The 25,404-nt window shown below is 70.9% G+C and carries 26 protein-coding genes; 14 read left to right on the top strand and 12 right to left on the bottom strand.

Translation table 11 applies throughout. The features are described 5' to 3' along the window. Window positions 1-235: 235 nt before the first annotated feature. The 6 genes from HNR67_RS34055 to HNR67_RS34030 all read left to right on the top strand — a co-directional run bounded on the left by HNR67_RS34055 (window position 236) and on the right by HNR67_RS34030 (window position 6,092). Entirely contained in the window at window positions 236-919 is a 684-nt protein-coding gene (locus tag HNR67_RS34055) for a single stranded DNA-binding domain-containing protein (protein ID WP_246492657.1), read from the top strand. A 60-nt stretch (window positions 920-979) separates the two neighbouring features. Then, a complete protein-coding gene (locus HNR67_RS34050; RefSeq protein ID WP_221491190.1) occupies window positions 980-2,110 on the top strand; it encodes an ROK family transcriptional regulator in 1,131 nt (376 codons plus the stop codon). A gap of 37 nt (window positions 2,111-2,147) precedes the next feature. Next, the gene (locus HNR67_RS34045) at window positions 2,148-3,779 is read left to right on the top strand and encodes an endo-1,4-beta-xylanase (RefSeq protein WP_221490146.1); all 1,632 of its coding nucleotides are present in this window, start codon (window positions 2,148-2,150) and stop codon (window positions 3,777-3,779) included. Between the two features lie 238 nt (window positions 3,780-4,017). Then, window positions 4,018-4,389 carry a hypothetical protein gene (locus HNR67_RS34040; RefSeq protein WP_185006608.1) on the top strand — a complete coding sequence of 124 codons (372 nt, stop codon included), beginning with the start codon at window positions 4,018-4,020 and terminating at the stop codon, window positions 4,387-4,389. Between the two features lie 150 nt (window positions 4,390-4,539). Next, entirely contained in the window at window positions 4,540-5,787 is a 1,248-nt protein-coding gene (locus tag HNR67_RS34035) for a hypothetical protein (protein ID WP_185006606.1), read from the top strand. After that, window positions 5,784-6,092 (top strand): hypothetical protein, encoded by a 309-nt coding sequence (locus HNR67_RS34030; protein WP_185006604.1) that lies wholly within the window; start codon window positions 5,784-5,786, stop codon window positions 6,090-6,092. Before HNR67_RS34035 ends, HNR67_RS34030 begins: the two co-directional genes overlap by 4 nt. Here the strand turns inward: HNR67_RS34030 and HNR67_RS34025 are convergent. The 4 genes from HNR67_RS34025 to HNR67_RS34010 all read right to left on the bottom strand — a co-directional run bounded on the left by HNR67_RS34025 (window position 6,067) and on the right by HNR67_RS34010 (window position 10,911). Further along, window positions 6,067-7,146: an NAD-dependent epimerase/dehydratase family protein gene (locus HNR67_RS34025; protein WP_185006602.1), complete on the bottom strand. Its 1,080-nt coding sequence runs from the start codon at window positions 7,144-7,146 to the stop codon at window positions 6,067-6,069. The genes HNR67_RS34030 and HNR67_RS34025 overlap by 26 nt on opposite strands. After that, window positions 7,143-9,140 carry a DUF362 domain-containing protein gene (locus tag HNR67_RS34020; RefSeq protein ID WP_185006600.1) on the bottom strand — a complete coding sequence of 666 codons (1,998 nt, stop codon included), beginning with the start codon at window positions 9,138-9,140 and terminating at the stop codon, window positions 7,143-7,145. Before HNR67_RS34020 ends, HNR67_RS34025 begins: the two co-directional genes overlap by 4 nt. A 100-nt stretch (window positions 9,141-9,240) precedes the next feature. Next, complete coding sequence (locus HNR67_RS34015; RefSeq protein WP_185006598.1) at window positions 9,241-10,221, bottom strand: alpha/beta fold hydrolase; 981 nt, start codon at window positions 10,219-10,221, stop codon at window positions 9,241-9,243. Between the two features lie 39 nt (window positions 10,222-10,260). After that, window positions 10,261-10,911, bottom strand: a complete 651-nt coding sequence (locus HNR67_RS34010) for a class I SAM-dependent methyltransferase (RefSeq protein ID WP_312988659.1) — start codon at window positions 10,909-10,911, stop codon at window positions 10,261-10,263. A 65-nt stretch (window positions 10,912-10,976) separates the two neighbouring features. Between HNR67_RS34010 and HNR67_RS34005 the strand changes: the two genes are divergently transcribed. The 3 genes from HNR67_RS34005 to HNR67_RS33995 all read left to right on the top strand — a co-directional run bounded on the left by HNR67_RS34005 (window position 10,977) and on the right by HNR67_RS33995 (window position 12,710). After that, the gene (locus tag HNR67_RS34005) at window positions 10,977-11,573 is read left to right on the top strand and encodes a D-alanyl-D-alanine carboxypeptidase family protein (RefSeq protein ID WP_312988657.1); all 597 of its coding nucleotides are present in this window, start codon (window positions 10,977-10,979) and stop codon (window positions 11,571-11,573) included. 161 nt (window positions 11,574-11,734) lie between these two features. Continuing rightward, window positions 11,735-12,010 carry a limonene-1,2-epoxide hydrolase family protein gene (locus HNR67_RS46470; RefSeq protein ID WP_312988655.1) on the top strand — a complete coding sequence of 92 codons (276 nt, stop codon included), beginning with the start codon at window positions 11,735-11,737 and terminating at the stop codon, window positions 12,008-12,010. Window positions 12,011-12,035: 25 nt separating this feature from the next. Continuing rightward, a complete protein-coding gene (locus HNR67_RS33995) occupies window positions 12,036-12,710 on the top strand; it encodes a hypothetical protein (protein ID WP_185006594.1) in 675 nt (224 codons plus the stop codon). Window positions 12,711-12,712: 2 nt separating this feature from the next. On the opposite strand, the gene HNR67_RS33990 is transcribed toward HNR67_RS33995, so the two are convergent. After that, window positions 12,713-13,243 (bottom strand): GNAT family N-acetyltransferase, encoded by a 531-nt coding sequence (locus HNR67_RS33990; RefSeq protein ID WP_312988653.1) that lies wholly within the window; start codon window positions 13,241-13,243, stop codon window positions 12,713-12,715. Window positions 13,244-13,324: 81 nt separating this feature from the next. Between HNR67_RS33990 and HNR67_RS33985 the strand changes: the two genes are divergently transcribed. Both HNR67_RS33985 and HNR67_RS33980 read left to right on the top strand, forming a co-directional pair. Continuing rightward, complete coding sequence (locus HNR67_RS33985; protein WP_185006592.1) at window positions 13,325-13,540, top strand: hypothetical protein; 216 nt, start codon at window positions 13,325-13,327, stop codon at window positions 13,538-13,540. Between the two features lie 14 nt (window positions 13,541-13,554). After that, a complete protein-coding gene (locus HNR67_RS33980; protein ID WP_185006590.1) occupies window positions 13,555-14,028 on the top strand; it encodes a GNAT family N-acetyltransferase in 474 nt (157 codons plus the stop codon). A gap of 38 nt (window positions 14,029-14,066) precedes the next feature. On the opposite strand, the gene HNR67_RS33975 is transcribed toward HNR67_RS33980, so the two are convergent. The 6 genes from HNR67_RS33975 to HNR67_RS33950 all read right to left on the bottom strand — a co-directional run bounded on the left by HNR67_RS33975 (window position 14,067) and on the right by HNR67_RS33950 (window position 20,517). Further along, window positions 14,067-14,375: a DUF1540 domain-containing protein gene (locus HNR67_RS33975; protein WP_185006589.1), complete on the bottom strand. Its 309-nt coding sequence runs from the start codon at window positions 14,373-14,375 to the stop codon at window positions 14,067-14,069. A gap of 112 nt (window positions 14,376-14,487) precedes the next feature. Then, window positions 14,488-16,080: a protein kinase domain-containing protein gene (locus tag HNR67_RS33970; protein ID WP_312988650.1), complete on the bottom strand. Its 1,593-nt coding sequence runs from the start codon at window positions 16,078-16,080 to the stop codon at window positions 14,488-14,490. Between the two features lie 111 nt (window positions 16,081-16,191). Beyond that, window positions 16,192-17,286, bottom strand: a complete 1,095-nt coding sequence (locus HNR67_RS33965) for a helix-turn-helix transcriptional regulator (protein WP_185006587.1) — start codon at window positions 17,284-17,286, stop codon at window positions 16,192-16,194. Beyond that, on the bottom strand, window positions 17,277-18,395 hold the full coding sequence (locus HNR67_RS33960; RefSeq protein WP_185006584.1) for a serine hydrolase domain-containing protein: 1,119 nt from the start codon (window positions 18,393-18,395) through the stop codon (window positions 17,277-17,279). The genes HNR67_RS33965 and HNR67_RS33960 overlap by 10 nt, the downstream gene beginning before the upstream one ends. Before the next feature lie 29 nt (window positions 18,396-18,424). Then, window positions 18,425-19,579 carry a serine hydrolase domain-containing protein gene (locus tag HNR67_RS33955; RefSeq protein WP_185006582.1) on the bottom strand — a complete coding sequence of 385 codons (1,155 nt, stop codon included), beginning with the start codon at window positions 19,577-19,579 and terminating at the stop codon, window positions 18,425-18,427. Window positions 19,580-19,719: 140 nt separating this feature from the next. Beyond that, on the bottom strand, window positions 19,720-20,517 hold the full coding sequence (locus HNR67_RS33950; protein WP_185006580.1) for a class II aldolase/adducin family protein: 798 nt from the start codon (window positions 20,515-20,517) through the stop codon (window positions 19,720-19,722). A 57-nt stretch (window positions 20,518-20,574) separates the two neighbouring features. Here HNR67_RS33950 and HNR67_RS33945 point away from each other — a divergent pair, with 57 nt between their 5' ends. Both HNR67_RS33945 and HNR67_RS33940 read left to right on the top strand, forming a co-directional pair. After that, complete coding sequence (locus tag HNR67_RS33945) at window positions 20,575-21,150, top strand: TetR/AcrR family transcriptional regulator (protein WP_185006578.1); 576 nt, start codon at window positions 20,575-20,577, stop codon at window positions 21,148-21,150. Between the two features lie 103 nt (window positions 21,151-21,253). Continuing rightward, a complete protein-coding gene (locus tag HNR67_RS33940; protein WP_185006575.1) occupies window positions 21,254-22,420 on the top strand; it encodes a DUF418 domain-containing protein in 1,167 nt (388 codons plus the stop codon). Here HNR67_RS33940 and HNR67_RS33935 read toward each other — a convergent pair. Next, complete coding sequence (locus HNR67_RS33935) at window positions 22,362-23,855, bottom strand: bifunctional phosphatase PAP2/diacylglycerol kinase family protein (protein ID WP_185006573.1); 1,494 nt, start codon at window positions 23,853-23,855, stop codon at window positions 22,362-22,364. The two genes, HNR67_RS33940 and HNR67_RS33935, sit on opposite strands and share 59 nt — an antisense overlap. A 67-nt stretch (window positions 23,856-23,922) precedes the next feature. On the opposite strand from HNR67_RS33935, the gene pafA reads away from it, so the two are divergent. Beyond that, the gene (gene pafA, locus HNR67_RS33930) at window positions 23,923-25,281 is read left to right on the top strand and encodes a Pup--protein ligase (RefSeq protein ID WP_185006571.1); all 1,359 of its coding nucleotides are present in this window, start codon (window positions 23,923-23,925) and stop codon (window positions 25,279-25,281) included. Window positions 25,282-25,404 lie beyond the last annotated feature (123 nt).

The raw sequence follows: 25,404 nt of genomic DNA, 5'->3' as shown, positions 1-25,404 counted from the left end.
GGTGGTGCGAGCCCCGACAACCCGCGAATGAGCAAACAGGGAAAGCGTGCGTCCTGATCGCCTAGTCATCAATAGGCCGTTTGGCCTAAAATTTGCCGGTTAGCGCCAGGTCAGCGGGCCATGTTAAAAGCGGCTCAGTAATTTTCCCGGGTTACCGGAAAACAACCGGCAGGCCGAGTGGCCGCGCCGATGGCGGGGCGGCCAAGATGGGCGGCGTTTCACTTCCCGAGAGGAGTTGGTCGCCCTGACCGGCAAGAGGTTCGTCCGCCACCTGCTCACCGCCACCCTGCTCGTCACAGCCCTCGGCGCCGCCCCCGCGCACGCCGCCCCGGCGGCCCCGCCCCAGTCCATCGCCGCCGCCCGCGCCCTCCCACTGGGCAGCACGGTCACCGTCGCCGGCGTGGCCACCACCCCGTCCGGCGCCTTCGAGTCCAGCTTCTACGACAAGGGTTTCGCCATCCAGGATCGGACCGCGGGCATCTACCTCAAGCTCGCCACCGACCTGAAGGTCGCGCCCGGCCGCCATGCCCGGATCACCGGCAAGCTCACCAACAGCTCCGGCCTGCTCACCATCGTCCCGGCCACCCCGGACGCGGTCACCCTGGGCCGCACGGGCGTCCCGCCGCGGCCGGAGTGGCGGGCCACCGGTGGGGTGGGCGAGGTGTCCGAGGGGCGCCTGGTGCGGGTGCTGGCGCGGATCACCAAGCCGGTGCAGAACGACCTGCCGTACGGGCGGAAGGTTTTCGTGGATGACGGCTCCGGGGAATTGACGATCTTCGTGAACACCCAGACCGGGATCGATCTCAGCCGGTTGCGGGTGGGGCAGTGGGTGCGGGTGAGCGGGTTCAGCAGCCAGTACGACACGCACTACGAGATCGATCCGCGCTTCCCCCGGGATCTGGTCGTGCTGCCGGGCTGAGGCGTTCGCCAAAGTAATGCTGGACACCGGTAATGCGCCGTTACTAGTTTGTGCGTCGTGATGAAAGGCGCGGTCACCGGAGCACTGGTCCGAGAGTTGAACCTGCACGCCGTCTACCAGGCGATGTGGCAGGGGTATCCGGTGACCAGGGCGGATCTGGCCCGGCAGTTGCGGACCTCGAAGCCGACCATCGGGCGGGCCGTCGAGGCGTTGCTGGCCGCGGGGCTGGTCGAGGAGGTGGCCGCGCCCGAGGACGCCGCCGGGTACAGCGCGGTGTACTTCGGGCCTCGGGCCGGGGCGGCCTCGGTGCTCGCGCTGGACCTGGGCAGCCGGTACCTGCGGGGCATGGTGGCCGATCTGGACGGGGCCGAGCTGGCCCGGATCGACGTGCTGGTGGACGGGCACCGGCCGGAGCAGGTGCTGGCCGCCGCCACCGGGTTGCGGGATGACCTGGTGGCCGCGGCGGGGATGGCGCCGGAGCTGGTCACGATGGGGATCGCGGGGGTGATCGAACCGCGGACCGGGGTGGTGTACTCGGCGAACCAGCAGGACCTGGACGGGTTCGCGGCCGCGGCGCGGCTGCGGGCGGCGCTGGGGTGTCCGGTGCTGGTGGAGAACGACATCAACCTGGCCGCGGTCGGCGAGGGCTGGCGGGGGGCCGGGGCCGGGGTGCGGGACTTCGCCTTCCTGCACATCGGCAGCGGGGTCGGGGCGGGGCTGGTGCTCGGCGGGGAACTGCACCGGGGGCGGAACGGGGCCGCCGGAGAAATCGACTTTGTGCCGGAGGGGCAACGGTTTCAGCCGGACAGTCCGGCCGCGGACGCGTTCCTGGCCCAGATCTGGCAGCGCTCGGACTTCGTCAACTGCGAGGACGTCATGGACGCCGCGCGCGCGGGCAACCGGCGCGCGCTGGAACTCATCGGCTGGGAGGCCGAGCGGATCGCCGAGCACGCGGCCAGGGTGACCAGCGTGGTCGACCTCGGGCTGATCGTGCTCGGCGGCGGGATCGGGCTCAACGGGGACCTCCTCGCCGAGCCGGTGCGGGCGGTGCTGGCCGGGCTCACCGACTACCCGCCGCAGGTCGAGATCTCCCGACTCGGCGAAGCCGCCATCCTCACCGGCGCGGTCGCCACCGGCCTGCGCTCGGTGTTCGCGGACCTGGTCACCAGGCGGGTCGCCACCCAGGAGTGACCCGGAGCTGTTCATCGCACACCACATGGGAGGTTCGATGAGACGGATCGTTGGCGCGCTCCTGCTGGTCGCCGGACTCACCGGCAGCAGCGCGACGGCCATCGCCGCACCGGCGGCGCCGGTCGAGTTGATCGCGGGACAGGACTGGACGCGCTTGGCCGGGGCCGAGGTGACCGGGCAGGGCGTGCGGATCTCGGCGCTGGACCGGTGGATCGTGGGCACGGACGGAAAGCGCTTCCAGCCCAATCCGCCGGTGAACCTGCTCGGGCCGCGACTGGAGGTCGCCGGGGACTTCCGGCTCGACGCCGGGATCTCGGCCACCGGCGGGAAATCCGCCTACCTCCAGCTCTACGGCGCGCCGCCGATCATCTACGACGAGTGGCGGCAGGAACCGCCGAGCCTGCGGCTGGGCCTGGTCGGCGGGCAACTCGAAGTCGCGGTGTGGGACGGCAAGGCCAACAAGGCCAAGGAGGTCAGGAAGTTCGGCTTTGGGGTGACCGGCGAGGTGGCGATCACGGTGCGGCGCAGCGGATCCACCCTGGCCTTCCTGGTGGGCGGCAGGCAGGTGGGGACGGTGGCCGAGCGCGGGGTGTTCGGCGGTGGTCAGGTGTTCTTCGGCGCGGACGCCCAGGTCGGCGGCGGCTGGACGTTGCGTTCGCTGAGTGCCAGTGGCGCGGTGCGGGTGCGCAAGGCCCCGGACTGGAAACAGGGCACGGTGGCGGATTCGTTGCGGGGCCGGGCACAGAAGCTGGCCCGGCCGATCGGGGTGGGCAGCGCGCTGGCCATCGCGCCACTGGTGGCCGATGACCGGTACCGGGCGGTCGCGGGCGAGCAGTTCGACCTGATCACCCCGGAGAACGAGATGAAACCCCAGTTCCTCCAGCCCGCCCGCGGCGTGTTCGCCTTCGCCGAGGCCGACGCGCTGGTGGACTTCGCCCGTGCCAACGGGATCAAGGTGCACGCGCACACCCTGGTCTGGTTCGAGGCGTTGCCGACCTGGATGCGCTCGGCACCGGACAAGCGGTCGGTGATGCTGGAGCACATCCGTGCGGTGGCAACACATTTCGCCGGGCGGGTGGCCGAATGGGACGTGGTCAACGAGCCGATCAACCAGGACAACCCGGACGGCCTGGAACACAACCTGTGGTACCAGGCCATGGGTGCGGACTACATCGCCGAGGCATTCCGCGCCGCCCGCGCGGCCGACCCGAACGCGGTGCTCTACCTCAACGAGTACGGCGCCGAGCAGGACGGCGGCCGCTGGAACGCCTTGTACGCCTTGGTGAAGAAGCTGCGCCAGGCCAGGGTGCCGATCGACGGCGTCGGCCTGCAGAGCCACGAGTACGACGCCGCGGACCGGGTGCCCGCGGAGGTCTTCCGCAAGAAGGTGCGGGCGCTGGCCGCACTGGGGCTGAAGGTTCGAGTGTCCGAAATGGACGTGTCCACTTCGGACCAGGCAGTGCAGGCCAAGCAGTTCGGCGAGCGGATCGCGGTGTGCCGTCAGGAACCCAACTGCACCGGCTTCACCAGCTGGGGCTTCACCGACCGCTACGGCTCCACCGCCGACGCCAACCGCTACCCGCCCGTGCCCGGCAACGCCCTGCCCTGGACCACCGGCCTGCAACCGAAACGCGCGCACACCGCACTGCTCAACGGACTCACGCCTTAGGCTGTGTTCGTCTCTGGGAGGGCTGGGCGATCGGCCCGGGTGCGGCCGTAAGCGACGGATCAGTGAGCAGGAACGTTCGCGGATCCGTCGCGCTGGTCACGCCTGGCCCTCTCGAACACCCCAGGGCTGCTCTCGCGTGACCACGCCGTGACTTGTGCACCATCCGCAGTGAGGTCGGCTACGAAGGTGTGCGCGGAAGTCACCTTTCGGTCAGCCACGTCCGGCCAGCATGTTTTTCATGAAGATCAAGACCGTCAGGCGGGCGGTGGCCGTGTGCTCGACCAACCTGATCGAAGCCCGCGACAAGCTGCGGAAGATCAAGCCCAACGCCAAGACCCACCTGGTCACCATTTATGAGCACGCCGACTTCAGGGGCGCCAACTCTGACATCTACGGCGAGTACGGCAACTGCGACGCCAACGGCTACCGGATCCCACTGACCTATTCGTGGCGGAACAACCTGTCCTCGGTGCAAGGCTTCAATGACTGCAACAGGGGCAACTTCACCCAGCACAGCGACAACAACCATTCCCGCGCCTTGGAGCTGTCCGCGCGGAACATCGAGGAGTTCAACGACAACACCGAAGGCATTCGGGCGCACCACGGCTGACTGAGGTCACCGTAGGCAGCGGACGGCGCAGGCCAGGCTGAACCCCGGGGGCCAGCCAGCCGCCCCAAAGGGCAGAGGGGACAAGGAAAACTCCCGGCTCACCGGACTCGGCGGTACCCTCGGACGAGTCCGGTGAGCCGGGGGGCGACCATGGTGAGCTCCAAGGATTACCCGTACGCGTTCCACATCGCTTTGGACGGCAACGGGTTGAACGGTCTGGAGGGCCGGGCCGGGGTCTGTGTGTTCCACTACGACCCGGCCACCGAACGGTACGCCTACAAGATCGAGTACTTCGACGGGGTGGCCGGCGGGCACGCGGTGAGCGTCAGCCCGGACCACAAGACCGGGTTCCTGGGCAACACCGGGCAGCACCTGATGTTCTACGACACCGCGACCCTGGCCCAGGCCGAGCGGGTCTCCACGCTGCGCTTCGCCGCGGTGGAGCACCCGATCCAGAGCAGCACGCACGCGGTGTGGCTGTCGGGGACCGAGGGTGTCACCGCGATGGGCGAGCACCTGTGGCAGTTCGACCTCGATCGCCTCGGCAAGGCCGAACAGCTGGGCGCGCACCGGCTCAAGCTGCCGCACGCGATCAAGCAGACCGCCTCCGGCCGGTACCTGGTCTACGGCGGCATGGACCACCCCCGCCGCGGCGAGGCATGCGAGGTCGGCGTGTTCGACCTGCACAACCGGGTCGCCCGGCGGATCCCGTTGCCCACCACCTGCTGGCACGTGGCGCCGCACCCGAGCGAGGACCTGTTCTACGCCTTGTCCTTCCGGGTGCTGCCGCAGGAGGGCACGGACTGGCACGAGTGGGCGCCCGCGTTGTTCAAGGAGTACGTCTACGAGATCGACGCCGAGTCCGGCCAGGTGCTGCGGCACTGGGCTTCCGCCGCGGACGTGCCGGCGCACGTCAACTCCGATGTGTGTGTCTCCGACCGGGAACTGATCTACTGCAACGGCGGCAGCGGCACCATCATCATGATCTCCCTGGACGATTTCGCCAGCTTCCGGATGATCGACGAGCGCCCGGAGCCCGCGGCCCGGATCCGGGCTTCCCGGCAGTCCGCCCGCCAGGTCGTGGACTCCTTCACCCGCGGGTCTTTTCCCAGTAACAGCAAGCATTTCCTGGCCGCGCTGCGGATCGCGCGGGGCACCCTGCTGGACTCGGTGTACGCCTGCCAGCTCTCCGCCGACCAGAGCCTGTTGTTCACCGCCAACCGCGGCCTGAACTCGATCACGGTCTATGACTACCCGGCCAACACGGTCCGGTTGCGGGTGCCCATGCCGGAGCTGCGCGAGTACGTCCCTGGCCTGCCGGACTGGGCCGATCCGCGCCTGGGCTTCCACCACAGCACGTTGTTGAGTCCCCGAATCCAGCCAGGGAGACAGTCATGAGCGAGGCCAACGAAGCCGCCCTGCGCATCCTGGGCGAGTCCATCACCAAGGCCACCGAACACCAGGTGGCCGCCTGGGGCGCCTACGGCAAGCTGATGGGCGACCTGATCGCCAGCCGGGCCCCCGCCGACGAACTCAGCAAGGTCTACCTGGAGTTCGCCCAGGAGCACACGGTCGCCGCCACCGCGGCCGCGGCCACGCACTGGATGAACGCGGCCAGCGCGGTGGCCATCCTGGCCAAGGACCAGCTCGCCGAGCTGACCCGCCACCTGGCCGCGGTCAAGCCCCGCGACCAGGCGGAGTGAGCGGCCGGGCCCGCAACTCCCGCACCCGGTACACCTCCGGCGCCGGCTTCAGCGATTCGCGGGCCAGCCGGGGCAGGTGTGGGCTGGTGGCCAGCCAGGACAACGCTTCCGCGATGGCTGTCCTGGCCGGCCGTGGCCGATATCCGAGCGCGGCGATCTTGCCGTGGTCGTAGTAGTGGTGCCGCCCAAGGGTTCGCGCCTCCACCCTGGTGACCAGTGGGGTGGTGGCGCGCAGGTGGGCCAGCAGTTCCGCCGCGGCCGCGCCGAGGTACGCGCCGCGGTGGTTCGCGGTCAGCCACGGCCCTGGCAGCCCGGCGAGTTCGGCGATGGTGCGGTGGAATTCCCGCCAGGTCAGGTTCTCGCCGCCGATCAGGTAGCGCTCGCCGGGCACTCCCGCCTCGGCGAGCAGCACGTGCGCGGCGGCGACGTCCTTGACCGAGACGAAGTTCGCCCCACCCGGGAACGTGGTCCGGGACAGGTCGAGCAGGTAGCCGACGATCAGCGCGTTGCTCGGCGCCAGCCGGAGATCGGGCCCGCCGAGCACCGTGGTGGGGCAGGCGGCCACCACCTCGATCCCCAGTGCCGCACCGAGTTCCAGGGCCAGTCGTTCCTGTTCGGCCTTGCTGGTGAAGTAGTCGGGCAGGTATTCGGCGCCGGGCCGGTCGCGTTCGGTGCGGGGTTCGGGTCCCTCGGCCGAGCCGCAGGTGACCGCGGAGGAGGTGAGCACCACCCGCCGCACCCCCGCCGCGGCGGCGGCCCGCAGCACGGATTCGGTGCCCGCGACGTTGACCTGGTGCAGTCGTTCGGCCGGGAGGTCGTAGGCGAAGACCGCCGCGCAGTGCACGAGGAGTTCGCATCCGGCGAAGGCGGCACGCAGTGCGCCAGGATCGTCCAGTTCCGCCGTCGCGGTCGGAATCCCTTGCAGAGCAGAGAGATCACTGGTCGACCGGACCACCGCGCGGACGTCGTATCCCGCCGCGCGCAGGGCCTGTGCCACCCGCGCGCCGATGAGTCCGCTCGCGCCGGTGACCGCGGCCCGTAGCCCGCCGGTCATCGCTGGTCCCGTTCGATCGCCGCGCGCAACCCGGCCAGGAAGTCCCGCGCCACCGGCCGCAGCTCCTCGATGGTCTCGGCCAGCTGGTCCGGTTCGGCCGGACCCACGCGGAAATGCCGGAACCCTTGTAGGTCAATGCCTTCCGTCTCCGGCCGGGGCTGGCGGACCCACTCCCGGCCCAGCTCGAACAGGGTGTGCGCGGTGGTGGTCAACAGCGGCCCGGCCGCGCCCTCCCGGCCGATCCGGAACAGCCTGCCCTCGTACCTGGCCTCGAAATTGTCCAGCGTGGCCCCGAAAAACCGCCGGTAGGCGTCGGTCACCAGTGGGGCCTTGATCTCGGGGTGCTCGTCGAACCAGCGCAGGGCGGGCGGCAGCGCGAACTTCTGCCGCACGGTGATCGCGATCCGGGTCTGCTCCGCGCCCACCCGCTCGAAGGTCACCGAGCCGTCGTCGTAATCCGCCGACCCGTTGGGGCTGCGCACCGTCCGCCACCGGATCCGTTGGGTGTCAGCGGAATACCGGATCGACTCCACCTTGCACACGTCGATGACCGGCCCGCCGAACAACGCCACGTAGTTGGGCTGGGGCAGGTACAGGTTCCGCTCCAGCCGCCGGATCACCCGGCCTTCGGCGTCGTGTGCCACCTCGATCGCCTGCCCGCCAAGGTAGTCCTGCATGAACTCGATCGCCCGGTCGATCTCCACCCTGGGCGTGAACTCGGTGTAGGGCGCGTTTATCGTGCGCTGGCAGCCGAACAGCACCGCGCCGTCCAGATATCGCCAGCGCATGCCCGACTCGTCCCAGGGCAGCTGTGCCGCCAGTGTTTCCAGCTCGGCCCCGAGTTCCTCGACCGCGGCGAAGTCCGCAGGGCCGTAGTCCGTGGGGTCGATGCCCAGTCCCACCTCGGGCCGGGGCACCCGGTCCTTGGCGCCGATCACCTGCCAGGCGTTGGCCAGCCGGTCCAGATAGCCCAGCGCGGCCAGGCATTTCCGCAACTGGCGGGTCGCGAGTGGACTGTCCACACTGGCCTCGACGAGCCCGTTGTGCCAGTCCCGCAGGCGAACCAGCAGTGGATCCTCCTCGCCCTGACCGCCGACCGCCGCCAGTACCCGCCGCAACGCGCCGTCGGTCCGTAACCCGCGCCGGGCCGCCCGCAGCTCCGGGGCCGGATTCCGCCACCCGGCATACGGTGTGGCGTCCCCGTCGATCCGCACCTCGGGCGTCCCGAACTCGGCCACCGCGGCCGCCAGCAACGGTGAACTCAGCGGTTCGGCTCCCATCAGCCGCGCCCCGACGAGGTCCACGGCCAGCGCGTCGTCCCCGGCGAGCAGGGTGCCGGTGGTGATGGGCACCGGCACCTCGGTCCCGGCCGGGCCGTGGCTGCTCGCCAGCGCGTCCACCAGGTGGAAGTCGGCTGGGCAATGCCGGAGCAACTCGACCAGGACCTCGCCGGTGTCCCGGTCCGCCACCAGGTCCTGGTGGCGATCGGCGGAATCGGGCAGTCCCAACAGGTTCGCCAGGCAGAGCGCGTACCCGAACTCGGCGTGGGTGGCGTTCTTCGCCAGGTTGATCCGGAAGCCCGCCTCCAGCCACACCCGGGGAATTCCCATGCCCCGCAACACACCTGTCCCGGGGAACGGCCCCTCGGCCACGTCCGCGCCCAGCTCCACCAGTCCGTACTCCGAGCCGTGCGCGGTGACCCCGCCGAGGTCCAGCCGCCGTATCCCGGGCGCCGGGCGCAACCTGCCGTCGACGGCGGCCACCACAACCCGCTCGAACCCGTGCGCGTACAGCTCGTCCACGAGTTGCTCGACCAGTACCGGATCCACCGAGGTCCGCCGGTCCCCGGTGGCCCCGGCGATCACCAGCACCTCGCCCGGGATCCCGGCCAGTCGCTCCCACAGTCCGGCCGCGTCCAGGGCTTCGGCCAGCAGGTCGGCCTGCGCGGCGGGCGCACGGCGGTTGGCCACCGCGACCACACGCGAGCTGCTCACGGGCATCGCCTCCCCTGCGCTGACCACCATTCTCCGCCGGCACGACGGTCGGCGAACATGGTCGGCGGGGGAAGCCGCCCGTTCGGGCAGCCGAACGGTCTCACCTGCCGTTGAAGACCGCTGATCTGCCCTGACTGGACCCGAACATCGCCGTCCCGTCATGCCCGATCCCCGGCACCGTCACCAGCCGGTGCGGCAGGCCGGGGAACTGCCCGGTGACCGAGTCGAAGTAGGCATTGCCGCGCTCGAACCGGTTGCGCCCCTGGGCTTCCGCCGGGCACTCGGTGTCCAGCGAGCTGTCCCGCAGGGTGTCCCGCTCACCCAGCAGGTAGGTCACCCTGCGCGAGCTGTACCTGGCGCGGATCTGGTCGGCACTGGGCCTGGACATGTACGGATTCCTTTGTTTCAGGCCGTATTTGTAGTTGTCGTAGCCGGGACAGGAACCCAGCGCCGGGCGCTGGGAGTTCAGGTACAGGTAACTCGACGGGTTCGCGGTGACGTAGGTGATCTCCAGGCCGGTGAGTTCGGCCGGGGCGGGGCTGCCCGCGGCGTAGCGCTGGACGAACTGGCCGCCCGCGGAGTGACCGGCCACGGTGACCTTGGTCAGGTTCGGGAAGCGGGATTTGTCGGCCAGGGTGCGCAGGATGTGGTCCACGGCGGTGAAGGAGCTGAGCCCGGTGGGGCGGACCGCGTTGCCGCCGTCCTTCCACGACCCCGTGCCGCTGTTGGTCCACCGGGCGTCCTGCTGCGGCGGGTTGTCGTCCGCGGTCTGGAAGTGCGGGGCGATGATCGCGGTGCGCTCGATCAGGGTGCCCGCCGCCTTGACCATCCCGTCGAAATAGCCCTGGGCGTTGCGGCCGGTGCCGTGCACGACCACCACCGCGCCCCTGGCCTCCGTCGCGCCGGTGAGCGGATAGGTGGCGTGGTAGGGGAGTTGGCCGCCGCCGGGCAGGGACAGGCGGGACTGGCAGTTGGCCGTGCAGGGTTCGCGGGGTGCGGCGGTGGCAGCGGAGGCTCCGGTGAGCAGCAGACCGGACATCAGGGCGGCGGTGGCGAGTGCGGCGGTGGCTCTCGTGGTCATGCCGGGCACGCTAGGACCGCTGTTCGGGACAGGTCCCGGTCAGCGACCGGCGGGGGTGGCCAGCACCCAGTGGAAGGTGGCCGGGCCCTCCGGCTCGTGCATGGTGACCGGCTCGTCGACCAGCAGCCGCAGCCCGGCCTGGCGCAGCAGCACGCTGTTGCGGGCCGGGGGATGGCTGCTGAAGAACATCGGCGCGCCCAGCCAGTCCGCGTCCACCCCGTTGTTGCCGCTGGCGCCCAGCGCGGCCAGGAACAGGCCGCCGGGCCGCAGCCAGCTCGCGATCCGGGCGTACAACGCGGGCTGCTCGGCCCTGGGCACGTGCAGGATCGAGTAGAAGGCGGTCACCGCGTCCAGGCTGGCCGGCGGGACGTCCAGGTCGGTCATGTCGGCCTGGGCGAACCGCGCGCCGGGCACGGCCAGCCGGGCCAGCTCGACCTGCTTGGCCGACAGGTCCACGCCGAACACCCGGTGCCGCTGCGCCAGCTTCGCCGTGCACGGGACGCCCGCGCCGCAGCCGAGTTCCAGGATCTCCGAACCGGGGGACAGCCGCGCCAGCAACAGGTCCACGAACCGCGACCGCGGATCGTCCTGGATGCGTGCGCTCCAGTCCAGGTACTCCTGCGCGATCACGTCGTAGCCCGCTGCGACGATCTGCCTGGCATCCTCGACCACAACCGGACGGTAGCGCACCGCCGAACTGTGGCTGAGGACACCAAAACTGTGGCCTGCTGCGCCGAATGGGTAGTTTCGACCCGGTGTCCACCGAACCCGCCCCCGGCCGCCGCCGCACCCTGACCAGCCTGCTCCTGGCCCTGGTGCTGGTCATCGCGCTGGTGGGCACGCTGGGCGCCACCGGCCAGGCCCGCCTGGTCCCCGACCCCATCCCCGGCGAGCCGCTGGCCCTGGTGGAGGGCATCCCCGGCCCGGAGACCGGCCCGCCCTGCCCGCTGGACAAGCGGTACGTGGACGAGCAGCCCGCCGGCCTGCGCGAGGACGTGGCGCAGGCGTGGCAGCGGCTGCGCGCCAAGGCGGCCGAGGCGAAGGTGCAGCTGTGCGTCAACGACGGCAAGCGCAGCGTTGGCCAGCAGGAACGCGAGTTCGCCGAGGCGGTGCGCCGTTTCGGCACCGCCGCGCTGGCCAGCCGGTACGTGCTGACCCCGGAGAAGTCCATGCACGTCAAGGGAATCGCGGTGGACATCCAGCCACTGGCCTCGGCCGCCTGGGTGGAGCGCAACGGCCGCGCCGTGGGCTGGTGCCGCCGGTACCAGAACGAGGAATGGCACTTCGAGTACGACCAGAACTACGTCACCGCGGGCTGCCCGGCCCTGCTGCCCAGCGCCACCGGCAGCTGACCCCGCCGGATAGCCTATCCGCATGCTCGCTCCCGCGGACGTCGTCACCGCACTGCTCAAGGCCACCGAACACCGCGACGTCGAGGAGATCCTCAGCCACCTCGCCCCCGAGATCAGCTACCGGAACATGCCCCCTGCCCGCCGCCCGCGGCACCAAGGCGGTGGCCAGGCAGTTCGGCCTGCTGCACCGGCTCTACACCGAGTGCGAGGTGGAGATCACCAACATCGCCACCAACGGCGAGGTGGTGCTGACCGAACGCTTCGACGTCATCCGCCGCGGCAACTGGAGCGCGCGGTTCTGGGTGTGCGGGACGTTCGTGGTGCGGGGTGGGCGGGTTGTGCTGTGGCGGGATTACTACGACCAGGCGGCGTTTTTGGGGTCGTGTCTGGCGGGGGTGGGGCGGGTGGCGGTCGCCGGGGTGCGCGGGAAACGCTGAATCGGTCGCGGCGAGCCAGCCGCCGGTGGATGATCAGCCGGTGCCCACCTACGCCTGGCTCGGCCTCGACCGCGAACTGACCCCCGGCGCCGAACTGTTCCGCTCGGACCGGACCTTCCAGGTGTGGGACTACACCGCCAGCCACTGCCGGCTGCTGTTGCGCAGCCCCGGCGACGGCGACCGGACCCGCGTCGACCTGGTGTTCGCCGGGGTCAGCTCGATGCGGTTGAGCACGGCCTACGTCGGCGGGCTGCGGATCCGCTGCGCCACCGGCTCCGAGGGCCCGGACCGGCGCCGGTTCCTGCTGGAGTCCGACGGCGTCGCCGACCATGTGGTCGGTGAAGCTGTGGGCTGGCACGAGGATCAGGATCTCGGTCAGCCCAGCCACTTCGCCGACCCGTCCCCGACGCCACCCTGGGCCCGGACCGAACTCCAGGGCGTGCACGGCGGGTTCGACACCCCGCTGGCCACCGTCGAGGAGTTGCTGCACGCCGTCCGCACCGGCGAACAGCCCACCGGGGACCGGACCGGGTACCGCTTCGTCTACGTCCTCATCGCCCGGTTCGACCACGAGTCCGGCGACCCGCACGGCATCGGCGTCTTCCTCACCCACGAGGAGGCCGAGCAGCGACGCCGTGAACTCGACGGCCGGTTCCGCGACGCGGCCTTCACCATCGACGCCGTCCCGGTCGGCATCTGAGGTCAGCCGGTCAGCGGATACGCCATCGACACCCCACCCAGCAACACCCCGTTCGGCAACCGCACCCGGGTCCGCGCCACCTCGCGGAACCCGAACGCCCGGTACAACGGCTCCCCCGGCAGCGTCGCCATCAGCACCAACTCCCGGAACCCCGCCGCCCGAGCCGCCGTCACGCACCGGGCCAGGATCGCCCGCCCCAGCCCGCGCCGCGTCCAGTCGCCGTGCACGAACATGGCGCGCACCCTGGCGGGTTCGGTGGCCGGGTCGAGCAGGCGGTCGTCGGTGGGGGAGGAGCCGGAGCCGGTGTAGAGCTTGTCCCGGGTGCTCCAGCCGCCGCAGGCCACGACCTGGCCGGCGGCCTCGTGCACGAAGTAGGTGCCGTCCTCGATCAGGACCGGGTCGGGCACGGTGAGGTAGCGGGCCGCGGCCTCGGTCTCGCGCTGGTCGTGGAAGCGGGGGAACACCTCCAGGACCGAGGCCCGCATGAGGGTGGCGATGCCGGGCAGGTCGCCGGGTTCGGCGGGGCGGAGCACCGGCTGGTGGAGTCCGCTCCACCCCGGATCCGGCAGTGCGCGGGATCGGCCCGAGGGCCCGGAATTCGTAGGTTCGTCCCCATGAGCAACCACACCGAAGTGAACCAGATCCGCCGCCCCGGCAGCCCGGTTTCCGTGCCGCTGCTGTGGGTGCTGGCGGTGCTCACCTCCGCGGTCAACTCCCTCGGCTTCCTGGTCGGCGTGCCCTTCGCCGCCAGCCTCGCGGCGGGGTGCGGCTCGGTGGTCTGCATCGCGCTGCTGATCACTTATTACGTCCGGCGGCGCGCCCGGTCCTGATAGCCTCCGCCGCCATGACGACTGCCCGGGTGCGCCTGGTCGAGATCACCGCGGACAACCGGGACGCGGTGTGCGCGCTGCGGGTCCATCCCGCGCAGGAACGCCTGGTCGCCTCGGTGGCCAAGTCCCTCGACGACGCGGCGAGCACGCCCGAGGGCGAGCCCTGGTACCGGGCGGTCTACGCGGGGGACGAGCCGGTCGGGTTCGTGATGCTGAGCTGGAACGTGCCGCCCGGCAGGCCCGGCGTCATCGGGCCGTACTTCCTGTGGCGGCTGCTCATCGACGCCGCGCACCAGGGCCGCGGCTATGGGCGGGCGGTGCTCGCGCAGGTCGTCGAGCTGGTGCGGGCCGACGGCGGCACCGAGTTGCTCACCAGTCATCAGCAGGGCGAGGGCAATCCGGGGCCGTTCTACCTTGGGCTGGGTTTCGAGCCCACCGGCGAGGTCGACGAGGACGAGATCGTGCTCCGGCTCGTGCTGACCGGCTGAGCACCGGCCAGCACGAGATCAGAGTTGTGCTGGCCTACTCAGCTGGTCTGGTAGGTCAGGCAGTTGGCCACGTGCTCGCCCACGCCGGGCCCGATCCGGACACTCGGCGCGGTGCACTCCAGTGAGGCGTTGTGCATGCAGTCCACGCGGGAGCACGCCCCCACCTTGGCCACGACCTTCTCCAGGCCGCCCTTGGTACTCAACGGGATGAAGGTGCCGCAGTCGGCGGCGCCGTTGTCGCCGCGCACGGTGATGGCGAAGGCGTGGCACCCGTCGTGGTTGTAGGAACAGCCGCTCACCGTGCACGAGTGCACGGCTGGCATGGCCGGGTTCTCCAGCGTGGTCATATCCGCTCCGGTGTTCCGTGGTGGGAAATCAGCTCGGCGAACTCGACCCTGCCACCGGTATCCGGACCCCGCAATTCGAGCGCGGTTTAGGCAAGCCTATCCTGCCCCGGACTCACCGGCCGTATTCGCGAATCCAGTCGATCTCCATCGACGCCTCGGTATGCGCTGGCGCGGCGATCGGGTCGAAGTCCAGTTTGATCGTCGGCGCCATCGCACTGCGGGTCAGGTTGTCCGGATCTTCCTGCTGGAACCACTGTTCACCGTTGAGGTAACCGAAGACGCCGGACTCCGACCACTCCACCGCGAAGTGGTTCCACTCGGTCAGATCGACATCGCGTTCGCCGCCGAGGCGTCCCTTTCCACCGGGCGGGGCGAGGAAAAAGTAGACGTGCTGCCGATTCGCGTCATTCTTGTTTTCCATGAAGACGATTTCCTCGCCGACCGTGGACCGACTGTCCGCGGGCCACAAGGTCAGAATGGCGCGATAACACGCGCAGCCCTTGGGCACCCGGACCCTGGCCTCCCACCGCCCGCGGGGCAGACCGGGACCGCCGCGCAGGTAGCCGGTGTCGCCGTTGGGCAGGCCGGTGATGACGAGCGCGTCGTCCCGCACGCTCACCCGTTCCTTCATCCGCCGCCCTTTGTCCTCCCGGCCCAGCCGTCCGTCCGCGACCTGCCAGCCCTCGTCCACGCCGGCGCTGAACTCCGCGCGCTGCCTGGGATTCCCCCAGCCGTACCGCTCCGCCGCGGTGTTCGCCAATGAGCCGGGCGCGGGGAAGAAACCCGACCACTGGGTGGCAACCACCACCACGGCCGCGACGAGCACCAGGGCGAGCGCCGCGAGCAGCAGCGGCCGCCGCCTGGCACGTTTCCGGCCGGTCGGCGGGGCGGCCGCCACCACGTGCTCGCCGGTGTCGGCCGAGGTCACCACGGCCGCGCACAGTTCCTGACTCCGCGCGGCGGAGGGGCGTTCACCGGGCGCGGTCTGCAGCAGTTCGGCCAGCACCGGGGCCAGCGGTCCCGAGCGCCGGGCCGGTTGCAGGTCCCCGGCGGCGGCCCGGCGCAGCTGCGCGTACGGCCCCAGTTCGTCGCCACCCCACGGCCCGATGCCCTCGACCACGGCGAACAGCGTGGCGCCGAGGGAGAACACGTCCGAGGGCGCCAGTGCCTCCGCCCCGTTGGCGACCTCGGGGGCCAGGTAGCCCACGGTGCCGCCGACCTGTTCGCTGTTGGTCCTGGTGACCTCGGACCAGCGGGAGATGCCCAGGTCGGTGAGCTTGGCCGTGCCGTCCTCGGTGAGCAGCACGTTGGCCGGTTTGACGTCGCGGTGCACCATGCCGTGCCGGTGCATGACGGCCAGCGCCCCGGCCAGTTGCGCGCCGATCCGGGCCGCGGTCACCGGATCCAGCGGCCCGTCCTCGGCCACCACCGCGGCCAGGCTGCGCGAGGGCAGGTACTCCATGACCAGCCAGCGGTCCTCGCCGTCGAGCGCCACGTCGAACACGGTCACCACGTGCGGGTGGTGCAATCCGGCGCCAATTCGCGCCTCGCGGCGAATTTGCCCGTGGTCCCCGGTCTGGGACCGCTTGAGCGCGACCACCCGGCCCAGTTCGAGGTCGGTGGCCCGCCACACGATCCCCATCCCGCCGGACCCGATCTGATCGGTGAGCTGATAGCGCTGCGCGATGACCTGTCCACGGTGCACGGGCCGCAGTCTAGGGCGTCGCCGGTAACGGAACGGTCTGCTCCGAAGGCGTGCACACCACTGCGTTATACAACGGAAAATGTATGGAGAGCCGCTATTCCCGGCCGGTGTTCACAGCCAGCCGCGGCGGGCGGCCTGCACCCCGGCCTGGAACCGGGTGGTCGCGCCAAGGCGGTCCAGCAGCAGTGCCACCCGGCGGACCACGGTGCGCCGGGACAACTCGAGTCGCCGGGCGATGGCCTCGTCGGTGGCGCCGCTGGCCATCAGGGTGAGGATGACCCGGTCCCGGTCGTCGTCCAGGGTGTCCGCGCCGACCGCGGAGATGGGCACGGCGAGTTTCCACAGCGTCTCGAAGGTGTTGGACAGCGCGGTGAACAGGCTCGACGGCCGGATCAGCAGCGCCACCACGCTCTGCCCGCCCTCGGCCTCCAGGGTCACCACGGCCAGTTGGTCGTCGGCGATGACCAGTTTCATCGGCGGTTCCTTGAGCGTGCGGGCCTGTTCGCCCTTGGCCACCATCCGCGGGATGTCCGGGACGGTGCCGTCGTTGTACGCCGACTCGTAGTAGATGGTGCGGTAGCCGACCCCGGCGGCCATCCGGTCGAACTGCAGGGTCTCCTGGTTGGCGTAGTAGGAGGGCTGGGCGAAGTAGGGCGGCCGGTCGATGATCCGCATCTCCTGGTTCGCCGCCCGCTGCATCCGCTGCATGGTGGCCAGGATCCGCTCGGTGTCGGTCAGCACCTCCAGGGCGCCGTAGTGGCCTTCCTCGCGGCGGACGAACCGGAAGAGCCGCTCCAGCTCGGTGCCGGACTGGCGGGCCTCGGCCCGGCGCACCGCGTCCCGGCGCAGTGCCGACTCGGTGATCTCGGCGGGGGAGTGCGCCTCCCACGCGCCGCCGTCCAGGGCCACCGCGACGTTGCGCGCGACCAGCTCGTCCAGCAGCCGCCGCACCGTCTCCGGCCTGATCCCGGTCTCCGCGGCCAGTTCCGCGACCCCCGTCCGAGGCAGGCAGACCAGGGCCCGGTACACCCGGCCGTGCTCGGTGCCGGGGTCCAGCGCCTCCAGCACCATGCACCCCCGCCGCGCGCTCGCCCTGCGCGCCCGACCATAGGAGGCGGCCTCGCCGGCGGTCAATCCGGGGTGGACCGGCGGCAGGCCCGCGGACCGGGGTCCACGGGCCTGCCACTCGGGATCGTTCAGCCGCACACCGCCGCCGTCATGGCGTCGGAGGCCAGCTTGACCCGGGGTTCCTCGGCCGGGGTGACGCTGGTCAGCACCACCGCCTTGCGCCCGTTCTCGGCGATGACCCCCCAGGTCAGGTAGCCGGGGATGGCCCCGTTGTGCCCGTACACCCGCACCCCGCAGGGCAGCTCGAAGGTGGACAGCCCAAGTCCGTAGAACCCGCCGGGCAACGGCGTCTTCATCTCGGTCAGCAGCGCCGGCGGCAGCAGGTGGCCGCCGAGCAGCAGGTCCAGGAACTTGGCCGTGTCGGTGGCGGTGGAGTACATCGCACCCGCGGCCCAGGCCATGGTCGGGTCCTGCGAGCGGGAGTCGACGCGCACCGGCACGAACGGCACCGCCACGTACCCGGTCACGTACGGCGTCGGCATCAGCTGCTGACCCGCGCTCTGCAGACCGGTGTTGGCCAGCCCGTGCGGGATCAGGATCCGCTCGGCGATCTCCTGGGCCACCGGGCGTCCGGTGAGCTTCTCGATGATCAGGCCCAGGATGATGTAGTTGGTGTTGGAGTAGCCGTACTTGCTGCCCGGCGCGAACTGCGAGCCGTGGCTCAGCCCGGACTTGGCGTGCGCGGTCACGTCGTAGGTGCGCCACCAGTTCGTGGGCAGCGCGACCATCACGTTGAGGTACTCGGCGATGCCGCTGGTGTGCTGCAACAGGTGCCGCACGGTGATCTTGGTGTCGTCGTTGGTGGTGCCGGTGGCCAGACCGGGCAGGTAGGCGCCGAACCCGGTGTCCAGGGCGAGTTTGCCCTCGCCGACGAGCTGAAGCACCACGGTGGAGACGTACATCTTGGTCAGGCTGCCGATCCGGAAGTGGTCCCGGTCGCCGATCGGCCGGTTCTCCAGCCCGGACACCGCGCCGGCGTGCACGGACCAGTCCGCGCCGCTGCCGAAGAGGAAGGCCGAGGAACCCATCGCGCGCTGCTGGGAGACCAGCGCGTTGACCGCGGCCTGCGCGGCCGCCTTGCCGTAGGCGGGCGGGGCGGCGACCGCGCCGGGGGCGAGTGCCACCGCGGCGGTGGCGGCGACGGTGGCCAGCACCGCCCAGCGCCGGGTACGGGTGAGCAGAGACATCAGGGGTGTCCTTTCCCGGGAGGCGGAGGTCAGCTCTTGTCGCACAGCGCGGTCATGGTGGCGTTGGCCAGCAGGCCGGGGCCGCCGCCGTGGGACAGCGAACCGCCGCTGCCGCCGCCGAAGGGGTCGAGCACGTTGACCGTGGTGAAGGCGGCCCGGCCGTCGGTGGTGGCGATGGCGTTGGACTCATAGCCGGGCCAGAGCCCGTTGTGGCCCCAGGCCTCGCCGCCGCAGGGCAGCGGGTAGCGGCTGATGCCCAGGCCGTAGGCGATCTCCGGCGCGCCCGGCCCGACGAACGGGGTGAGCATCTCGGCCAGCCGGGCCGGCGGGATGACCTTGCCGGTGAGCAGGGCCTGCAGGAACTTGGTGGCGTCCTGGCCGCTGGTCACGATGCCGCCGCTGGAGCCGCCGATGCTGGGCTCGAACATCTGCGTGACGTCGAGGTAGACCACCCGGCCCAGGTAGCCGCGCACATGACCCTGCGGCAGCGCCTTGGTGCCCACCGGCACCATCGTGGTGGACAGCCCGAGCGGGGTGATGATCCGCGTGGTCAGCTCCTCGATCCAGCCGCGCTTGGTCACCGCCTCGATGATCATCCCGGCCAGGATGAAGTTGGTGCCGGAGTACCGCCAGCCCTGGCCGGGTGCGAAGTAGGGCGGGTTGGCCAGGCCGAGCGCGGCGACCTGGGCCAGGGTGAACTGGCGGAGCTGGAACTGCGGGTTGCGCAGGGCCACCTCGACGTAGTCGAAGATGCCGCTGGAGTGGTTGAGCAGCTGCCGGACGGTGATGTTGCGGCCGTCGTACCCGTTGCCCTGCACCACGCCGGGCAGGTAGGTCTCCACGCTCGCGTCGAGGTTGACCAGGCCCTCCTCGGCCAGCTGCAACATCATCGCCGCGGTGAAGGTCTTGGTCAGGCTGCCCGCCCGCACCCGGTGTTCCGGCCCGACCGGCAGGGCCTGGCCGAGCATCCGGGTCCCGCTGGTCAGGCTCCACATCGTGTTGCCCTCGCGCACGGTGGCCCCGGCGCCGATGGCGGCCCTGGCGCTGCGCTGGCCGTCGATGGCGGCCTGGGTGGCCGCGTGCGCCGGCGGGTCGGCCAGGGCGGCGGGCGCGGTCAGCCCGGTCACCGCGGCGGCGGTGACCAGCGCGACCGCCCAGCGGGTCAGCTTGGACGTCGTGGACATTGTTCGGTGCCCCCAGGAAGTGGCGGAAGAACCCGGGAACGGCCCCCGGGCGAGGCTGATTCTTCCCGTGGGGCAACGGTTCCCGGGTCACTTCTGCCTGGCGCACCTGCGCAGCTGGCGCAACTGCGCCAGCCTGGCCGCTACTGGAACAGGTCGGGCTGCTCGGCCTGGATCTGGTCGAACAGCGGCTGCGCGTTGAACCAGCCGGACAGCGGCGAGCCGAGCTGGTCGCGGGTCTGCGACGCGACCTCCCGGCCGATCAGGGTGGGCGTGCCCGCGGCCATCGCGAGGAGCTGGGCCTGGCAGGAGCGTTCCATGGTGATGAACCACCACACCGCCTCGGCCACCGACTGCCCGACGGTGAGCAGTCCGTGGTTCTGCAGGATCACCGCCTTGTTGTCGCCGAGGGCGGCGCCGATGTTCTTGCCCTCCTCCAGCGCGGTGACGATCCCGTTGTAGTCGCGGTAGATCGAGTGGTCCTGGTAGAAGGCGCAGGCGTCCTGGGTGATCGGGTCCAGGGGGATGCCGAGGCTGGCGAAGGCCTTGCCGTGCAGGGAGTGCGAGTGGGCGGCGGCGATGGCGTCCGGGCGGGCCGCGTGCACCTGGGAATGGATGACGAAGGCAGCCCGGTTGACCGGCCGCCTGCCCTCCACCAGCGTGCCGGTGTGGTCGACCAGCACCAGGTCGGATGCCTTGATGTGGTTGAAGCTCATGCCGAACGGGTTGACCCAGAACCGGTCCTGGCCGCCAGGGTCGCGCACGGTGATGTGCCCGGCCACGCCCTCGGCGAAGCCGAACTTGCCGAAGAGCCGGAACCCGGCCGCGAGCTGTTCCTTGCGGTGGCGGCGCTCCTCCTCGACGGTGTCGAAACTCGGCGGGGCGGGCAGGGCGACGCCCTCGGGCATCGGGCCGAACAGCTCGCGCATGACGTCGTCCATGACAGCTCCTCAAACGGATGCATGGGTGTATCGGATACATCAACGTATTATCAGAGGATGCCGAAGGGGTCAACGAAGCGCAGGCCGGAGACGATCACCCGGTTGCTGGACGCGGCGTTGCTGGTCTTCGCCGAAGCGGGCCTGCGTGGCGCCACCATCGCCCAGGTCTGCGAGCGGGCCGGCTACACCAGGGGCGCGTTCTACTCGAACTTCGACAGCCTGGAGGAGTTGTTCTTCGCGCTGTTCGACCGGCACGCCGATCAGCAGCTGGACCGCCTGCGCGAGTCACTGGAGGCGGGTGGTTTCGAGGCGTTGCTGGCGGTCGACGAGGCCGAGGTGACCTGGTACCTGGTCTCCACCGAGTTCACCCTGCACGCCATCCGCGATCCGGCCGCCGCGCGCAGGCTGGCCGAGCACGACGCCCGGCTGCGCGCCACCCTCACCGGGATCCTGGCCGGGCACCTGGCCCGGCTCGGCCGGACCGCCACGGTCGACCTGGACGAGCTGGCCCGCCTGGTGGTGGCGTTGCGCGAGGGCAGCCTGGCGCAGAGCCTGGTCGAGCCGGACCGGCTGCCACCCGGACATCTGGAACAGACCTACCTGCCGATCCTGCTCGCCGCGCTGAGCCAGTGACCACCGCCACCCTCGCCACCGGCCTGAGCAGCGGAAATCACTAGTCGCTTCGGTGCTGACATGGTGCTGACGGAGGGGGTCACGCGGAGAGGACACCCACCTGATGAGCCGGGACAGCCTGGAGGTCGCGCAGCCGCTGAGCCCGCGCGACCGGGTCACCTCGATCGACATGCTGCGCGGGTTCGCGCTGTTCGGCATCCTGCTGGTCAACATCAAGGTCTTCGCCAGGGTCGGCGCGCTGCCGGACCGGGGGCCGCTGGAGTACTGGACCGCGGTGCTGCTGGACGCCAAGTTCTACACCCTGTTCCTCTTCCTGTTCGGCTACGGCGTCGCCGGGCAGCTCTCCCGGCTGAACACGGTCTGGCCGCTGCGCAGGCGGCTGGCGTTGTTGCTGGTCATCGGCGTGCTGCACGGGGTGCTGCTGTGGGAGGGCGACATCCTCACCGCCTACGCGGTGATCGGGTTCCTGCTGCTGGCCATGCGCGGGGTGACCACCCGGCGCGCCCTGCGGCGGGCCGGGTGGCTCTACGGCCTGAGCCTGCTGCTGCTCGGCGCGCTGACCTTCGCCCGCGGCTTCGACACCACCGATCCGGTGCGGGCCGCCCAGCAGACCGCGGACGCCTTCAACGCCCCGGCCGCCTCGGTGATCGCCACCCGCGCGGTGTCCTACGCCGGTTCGACCGCCACCCTGGTCCTGCTGTTGCTGCCGGTCCTGCTCGGCACCATGCTGCTCGGCCTGGCCGCGGGCCGCGCGAACCTGTTCACCTCGGGCGCGCTCACCCCGGCTCGGTCGCGCCGGATCGCGCTGACCGGACTGGGCATCGGCCTGCCGGTCACGGCGGTGTGGACCTGGCTGTGGCCAGGCCAGGGTGAGGGCGCCGGCGCGTTCATCGAGCAGGCCACCGCGCCGCTGATCACCGCCGGGTATGTGGCGTTGCTGCTGCTGGCCTGGGACACCGCGCCCGGCAGGCGGGTGCTGTCCGCGCTGGTGCCGCTGGGCAGGCTGTCGCTGACCAGCTACCTCACCCAGTCCCTGCTCTGCGCCTTCCTGTTCACCGGGTACGGCCTGGCTCTGGGCGGCGAACTCACCTCGCCCGCGGTGCTGGGCGTCGCGGTGGCGATCTACCTGGCCCAGCTGGCAGGCAGCCACCTGTACCTGCGCTGGTTCCGGATCGGCCCGGCGGAGTGGCTGCTGCGCTCGTTCACCTATCTCAGGGCGCAACCCCTTCGGACTCCCGGTACACGCCCAGCGCCGCAACGTGTGAGGTGAACCGGAAGTGCCGCCCGTCCGGGCCGACCTCGCCGTCGGTGGCGATGGCGACCTTGTTGCCGAGCACCTCCACCTCCACCTCGGGCCGGTCCTGCTGGCAGTAGGTGCGGCTGCGGTGCAGCGCCCCGGTCAGCGCGGCCAGCACGAACCGGGTTCGCGACCAGCGCATGTCGGCGCGCACGTACCGGACATCGAGGAGGCCGTCGTCCAGGCGCGGGCGGCTGGTGGGGGCGAAGCCCTTGGGTTCGTAGGAGCCGTTGCCGACGAAGAGCAGCCAGACCTGGCGGGTCTCGCCGTCGATGCGGACCTTGAGCGGGCGGGAGGCGTGCAGCACCCGGACCAGCGCGGCCGCCGCGGCCGGCCACTTGCCCCAGCGGCCCTCCCACTTCTCCCGCAACCGGACCATGTCGGGGTAGCCGCCGAGGCTGGCGGTGTTGACGAACCAGCGCCGGGGCAGGCCGTCCACCAGCACCGAGCTGAGGTCGACCGCGACCGCGGCGCCGTTGTCCACCGCGCGCACCACGCTGTCGGCCTCCTCCGCGCCGACGTCCCTGGCGAAGTGGTTGAGCGTGCCAGCGGGCAGCACGGCCAGCGGCAGGCGGCGTTCGGCGGCGATCGAGGCGACCGCGGCCACCGTGCCGTCGCCACCGGCCACGCCCAGCGCCCGGATGGGTTCTTCCGCCGTATCCAGGGCGGTGCGGAGCTGTTCCAGCAGGTCCTGGTCCTTGCTCGGTTCGATCACCGCGGCCTTGGGCCAGTTGCGGGCGACCTCCTCGCTCTGGTCGAAGGAGTCATCGCCGGAGTGCGGGTTGACCACCACCAGCAGGCCCTCGCCCTCGGGCAGCGCGGCGGCCTGCCGCTGGTGCCGGGTGTCGGCAGGGGCCTCCCGGCGCAGCGGCCACCAGTGCCGGGTGGCCAGGCCGATGCTCGCGCCCAGCACCGCGCCCGCGGCCACATCGCTCGGCCAGTGCACGCCGGTGTGCACCCGGGAGTAGGCGACCGTGGCGGCCAGTGGGATGACCACGGCCGCGGCGATCGGGGCCTCCATGACGACCGCGGTGGCGAAGGCGGCGGCCGAGGCGGCGTGCCCGGAGGGGAAGGAGGAGGAGGTCGGCGGGTCCGGGATGCGCCGGTGCGCGGGCACCAGCTCCGCGGCCGGTCGGCGACGTGGGAACAGCGGCTTCGCGATCAGGTTCGCGGTCGCGCTGGCGCCCGCGATGGCGACCACGCCCCGGAACGCGGCGCGCCTGGTCCGGCCCTTCCTGCTCGCGAGAAGCGCCGCCACACCGAACCACAGCAGGCTGTGGTTCGCGGTAGTGGTGATCACCTTCAAGGTGGGGTCAACGGCACTTCTTGGCAGGTCGGCGCTACGCCGAACGAGGTCACGATCCGTCTCGTCGACGCCTTCGAACACCCTGCGAAACCACTCGAACACAACAACACGCTAACTGGCGCCCGGATGGAGTCCGGTCAGACGCGCCGCTAGCGCCTACTGTGGACACATGCAGCGGCGGATCTTCGGCATCGAGACCGAATTCGGGGTGACCTGCACCTTCCACGGACAGCGACGCCTGTCCCCTGACGAGGTGGCGCGGTACTTGTTCCGTCGCGTGGTGTCCTGGGGCCGGTCATCCAACGTGTTCCTGCGCAACGGTTCCCGGCTCTACCTGGACGTCGGCTCGCACCCGGAGTACGCCACCGCGGAGTGCGACGACCTCACCCAGCTGGTGACCCACGACAAGGCCGGTGAGCGGATCCTGGAGGACCTGCTCGTCGACGCCGAGCGCAGGCTGGCCGATGAGGGCATCGGCGGTGACATCTTCCTGTTCAAGAACAACACCGACTCGGCTGGCAACTCCTACGGTTGCCACGAGAACTACCTGGTCGCGCGGGCGGGGGAGTTCTCCCGGATCGCCGATGTGCTGCTCCCGTTCCTGGTCACCAGGCAGCTGATCTGCGGCGCGGGCAAGGTCCTGCAGACCCCGCGCGGCGCGGTGTACTGCCTGTCCCAGCGTGCCGAGCACATCTGGGAGGGCGTCTCCAGCGCCACCACCCGGTCCCGGCCGATCATCAACACCAGGGACGAGCCGCACGCCGACGCCGAGCGCTACCGCAGGCTGCACGTGATCGTCGGCGACTCGAACATGTCCGAGGTGACCACGCTGCTCAAGGTGGGCAGCGCGAACCTGGTGCTGGAGATGATCGAGGCGGGTGTGCAGTTCCGCGACTTCACCCTGGACAACCCGATAAGGGCCATCCGCGAGATCAGCCACGACCTCACCGGGCGACGGCAGGTGCGGCTGGCAGGCGGACGTGAGGCCTCGGCGCTGGACATCCAGCGGGAGTACTACCAGCGCGCGGTGGAGCACGTGGCCCAGCGCCAGCCCGACCCGACCGCGAACAAGGTGCTCGAACTGTGGGGCCGCACCCTGGACGCGGTGGACGCGCAGGACTTCGGCCAGATCGACCGGGAGATCGACTGGGCGATCAAGCACCGGCTGCTGGAGCGTTACCAGGCCAAACACAACCTGGAGCTGTCCAGCCCGCGGATCGCCCAGCTCGACCTCGCCTACCACGACATCCGCCGCGGCCGGGGCATCTTCGACCTGTTGCAGCGCAAGGACCTGGTGCACCGGGTCACCGACGACGGCGAGATCGAGGCGGCCAAGGACACCCCGCCGCAGTCCACCAGGGCCAAGCTGCGCGGTGACTTCATCGCCGCCGCGCAGGCCGCCGGCCGGGACTTCACCGTGGACTGGGTGCACCTCAAGCTCAACGACCAGGCCCAGCGCACCGTGCTGTGCAAGGACCCGTTCCGCGCGGTGGACGAGCGGGTGGAACGGCTCATCGCCTCGTTGTAACCGGTGCCGACCGTGGCGCGGCTGGGCCTGGAGCGCGGGGACGCGCTCCAGGCCCAGCTCACCACGGTCTGCCCGAACAACCCCACTCCGGCCCAGGCCGCCCCGTCATCGATTGGGGCGACA

It is taken from the genome of Crossiella cryophila, assembly GCF_014204915.1.
Lineage (GTDB): Bacteria > Actinomycetota > Actinomycetes > Mycobacteriales > Pseudonocardiaceae > Crossiella > Crossiella cryophila.
The sequence above is the reverse complement of the archived record's forward strand: the minus strand, read 5'-3'. Positions and strand labels throughout refer to the sequence as shown.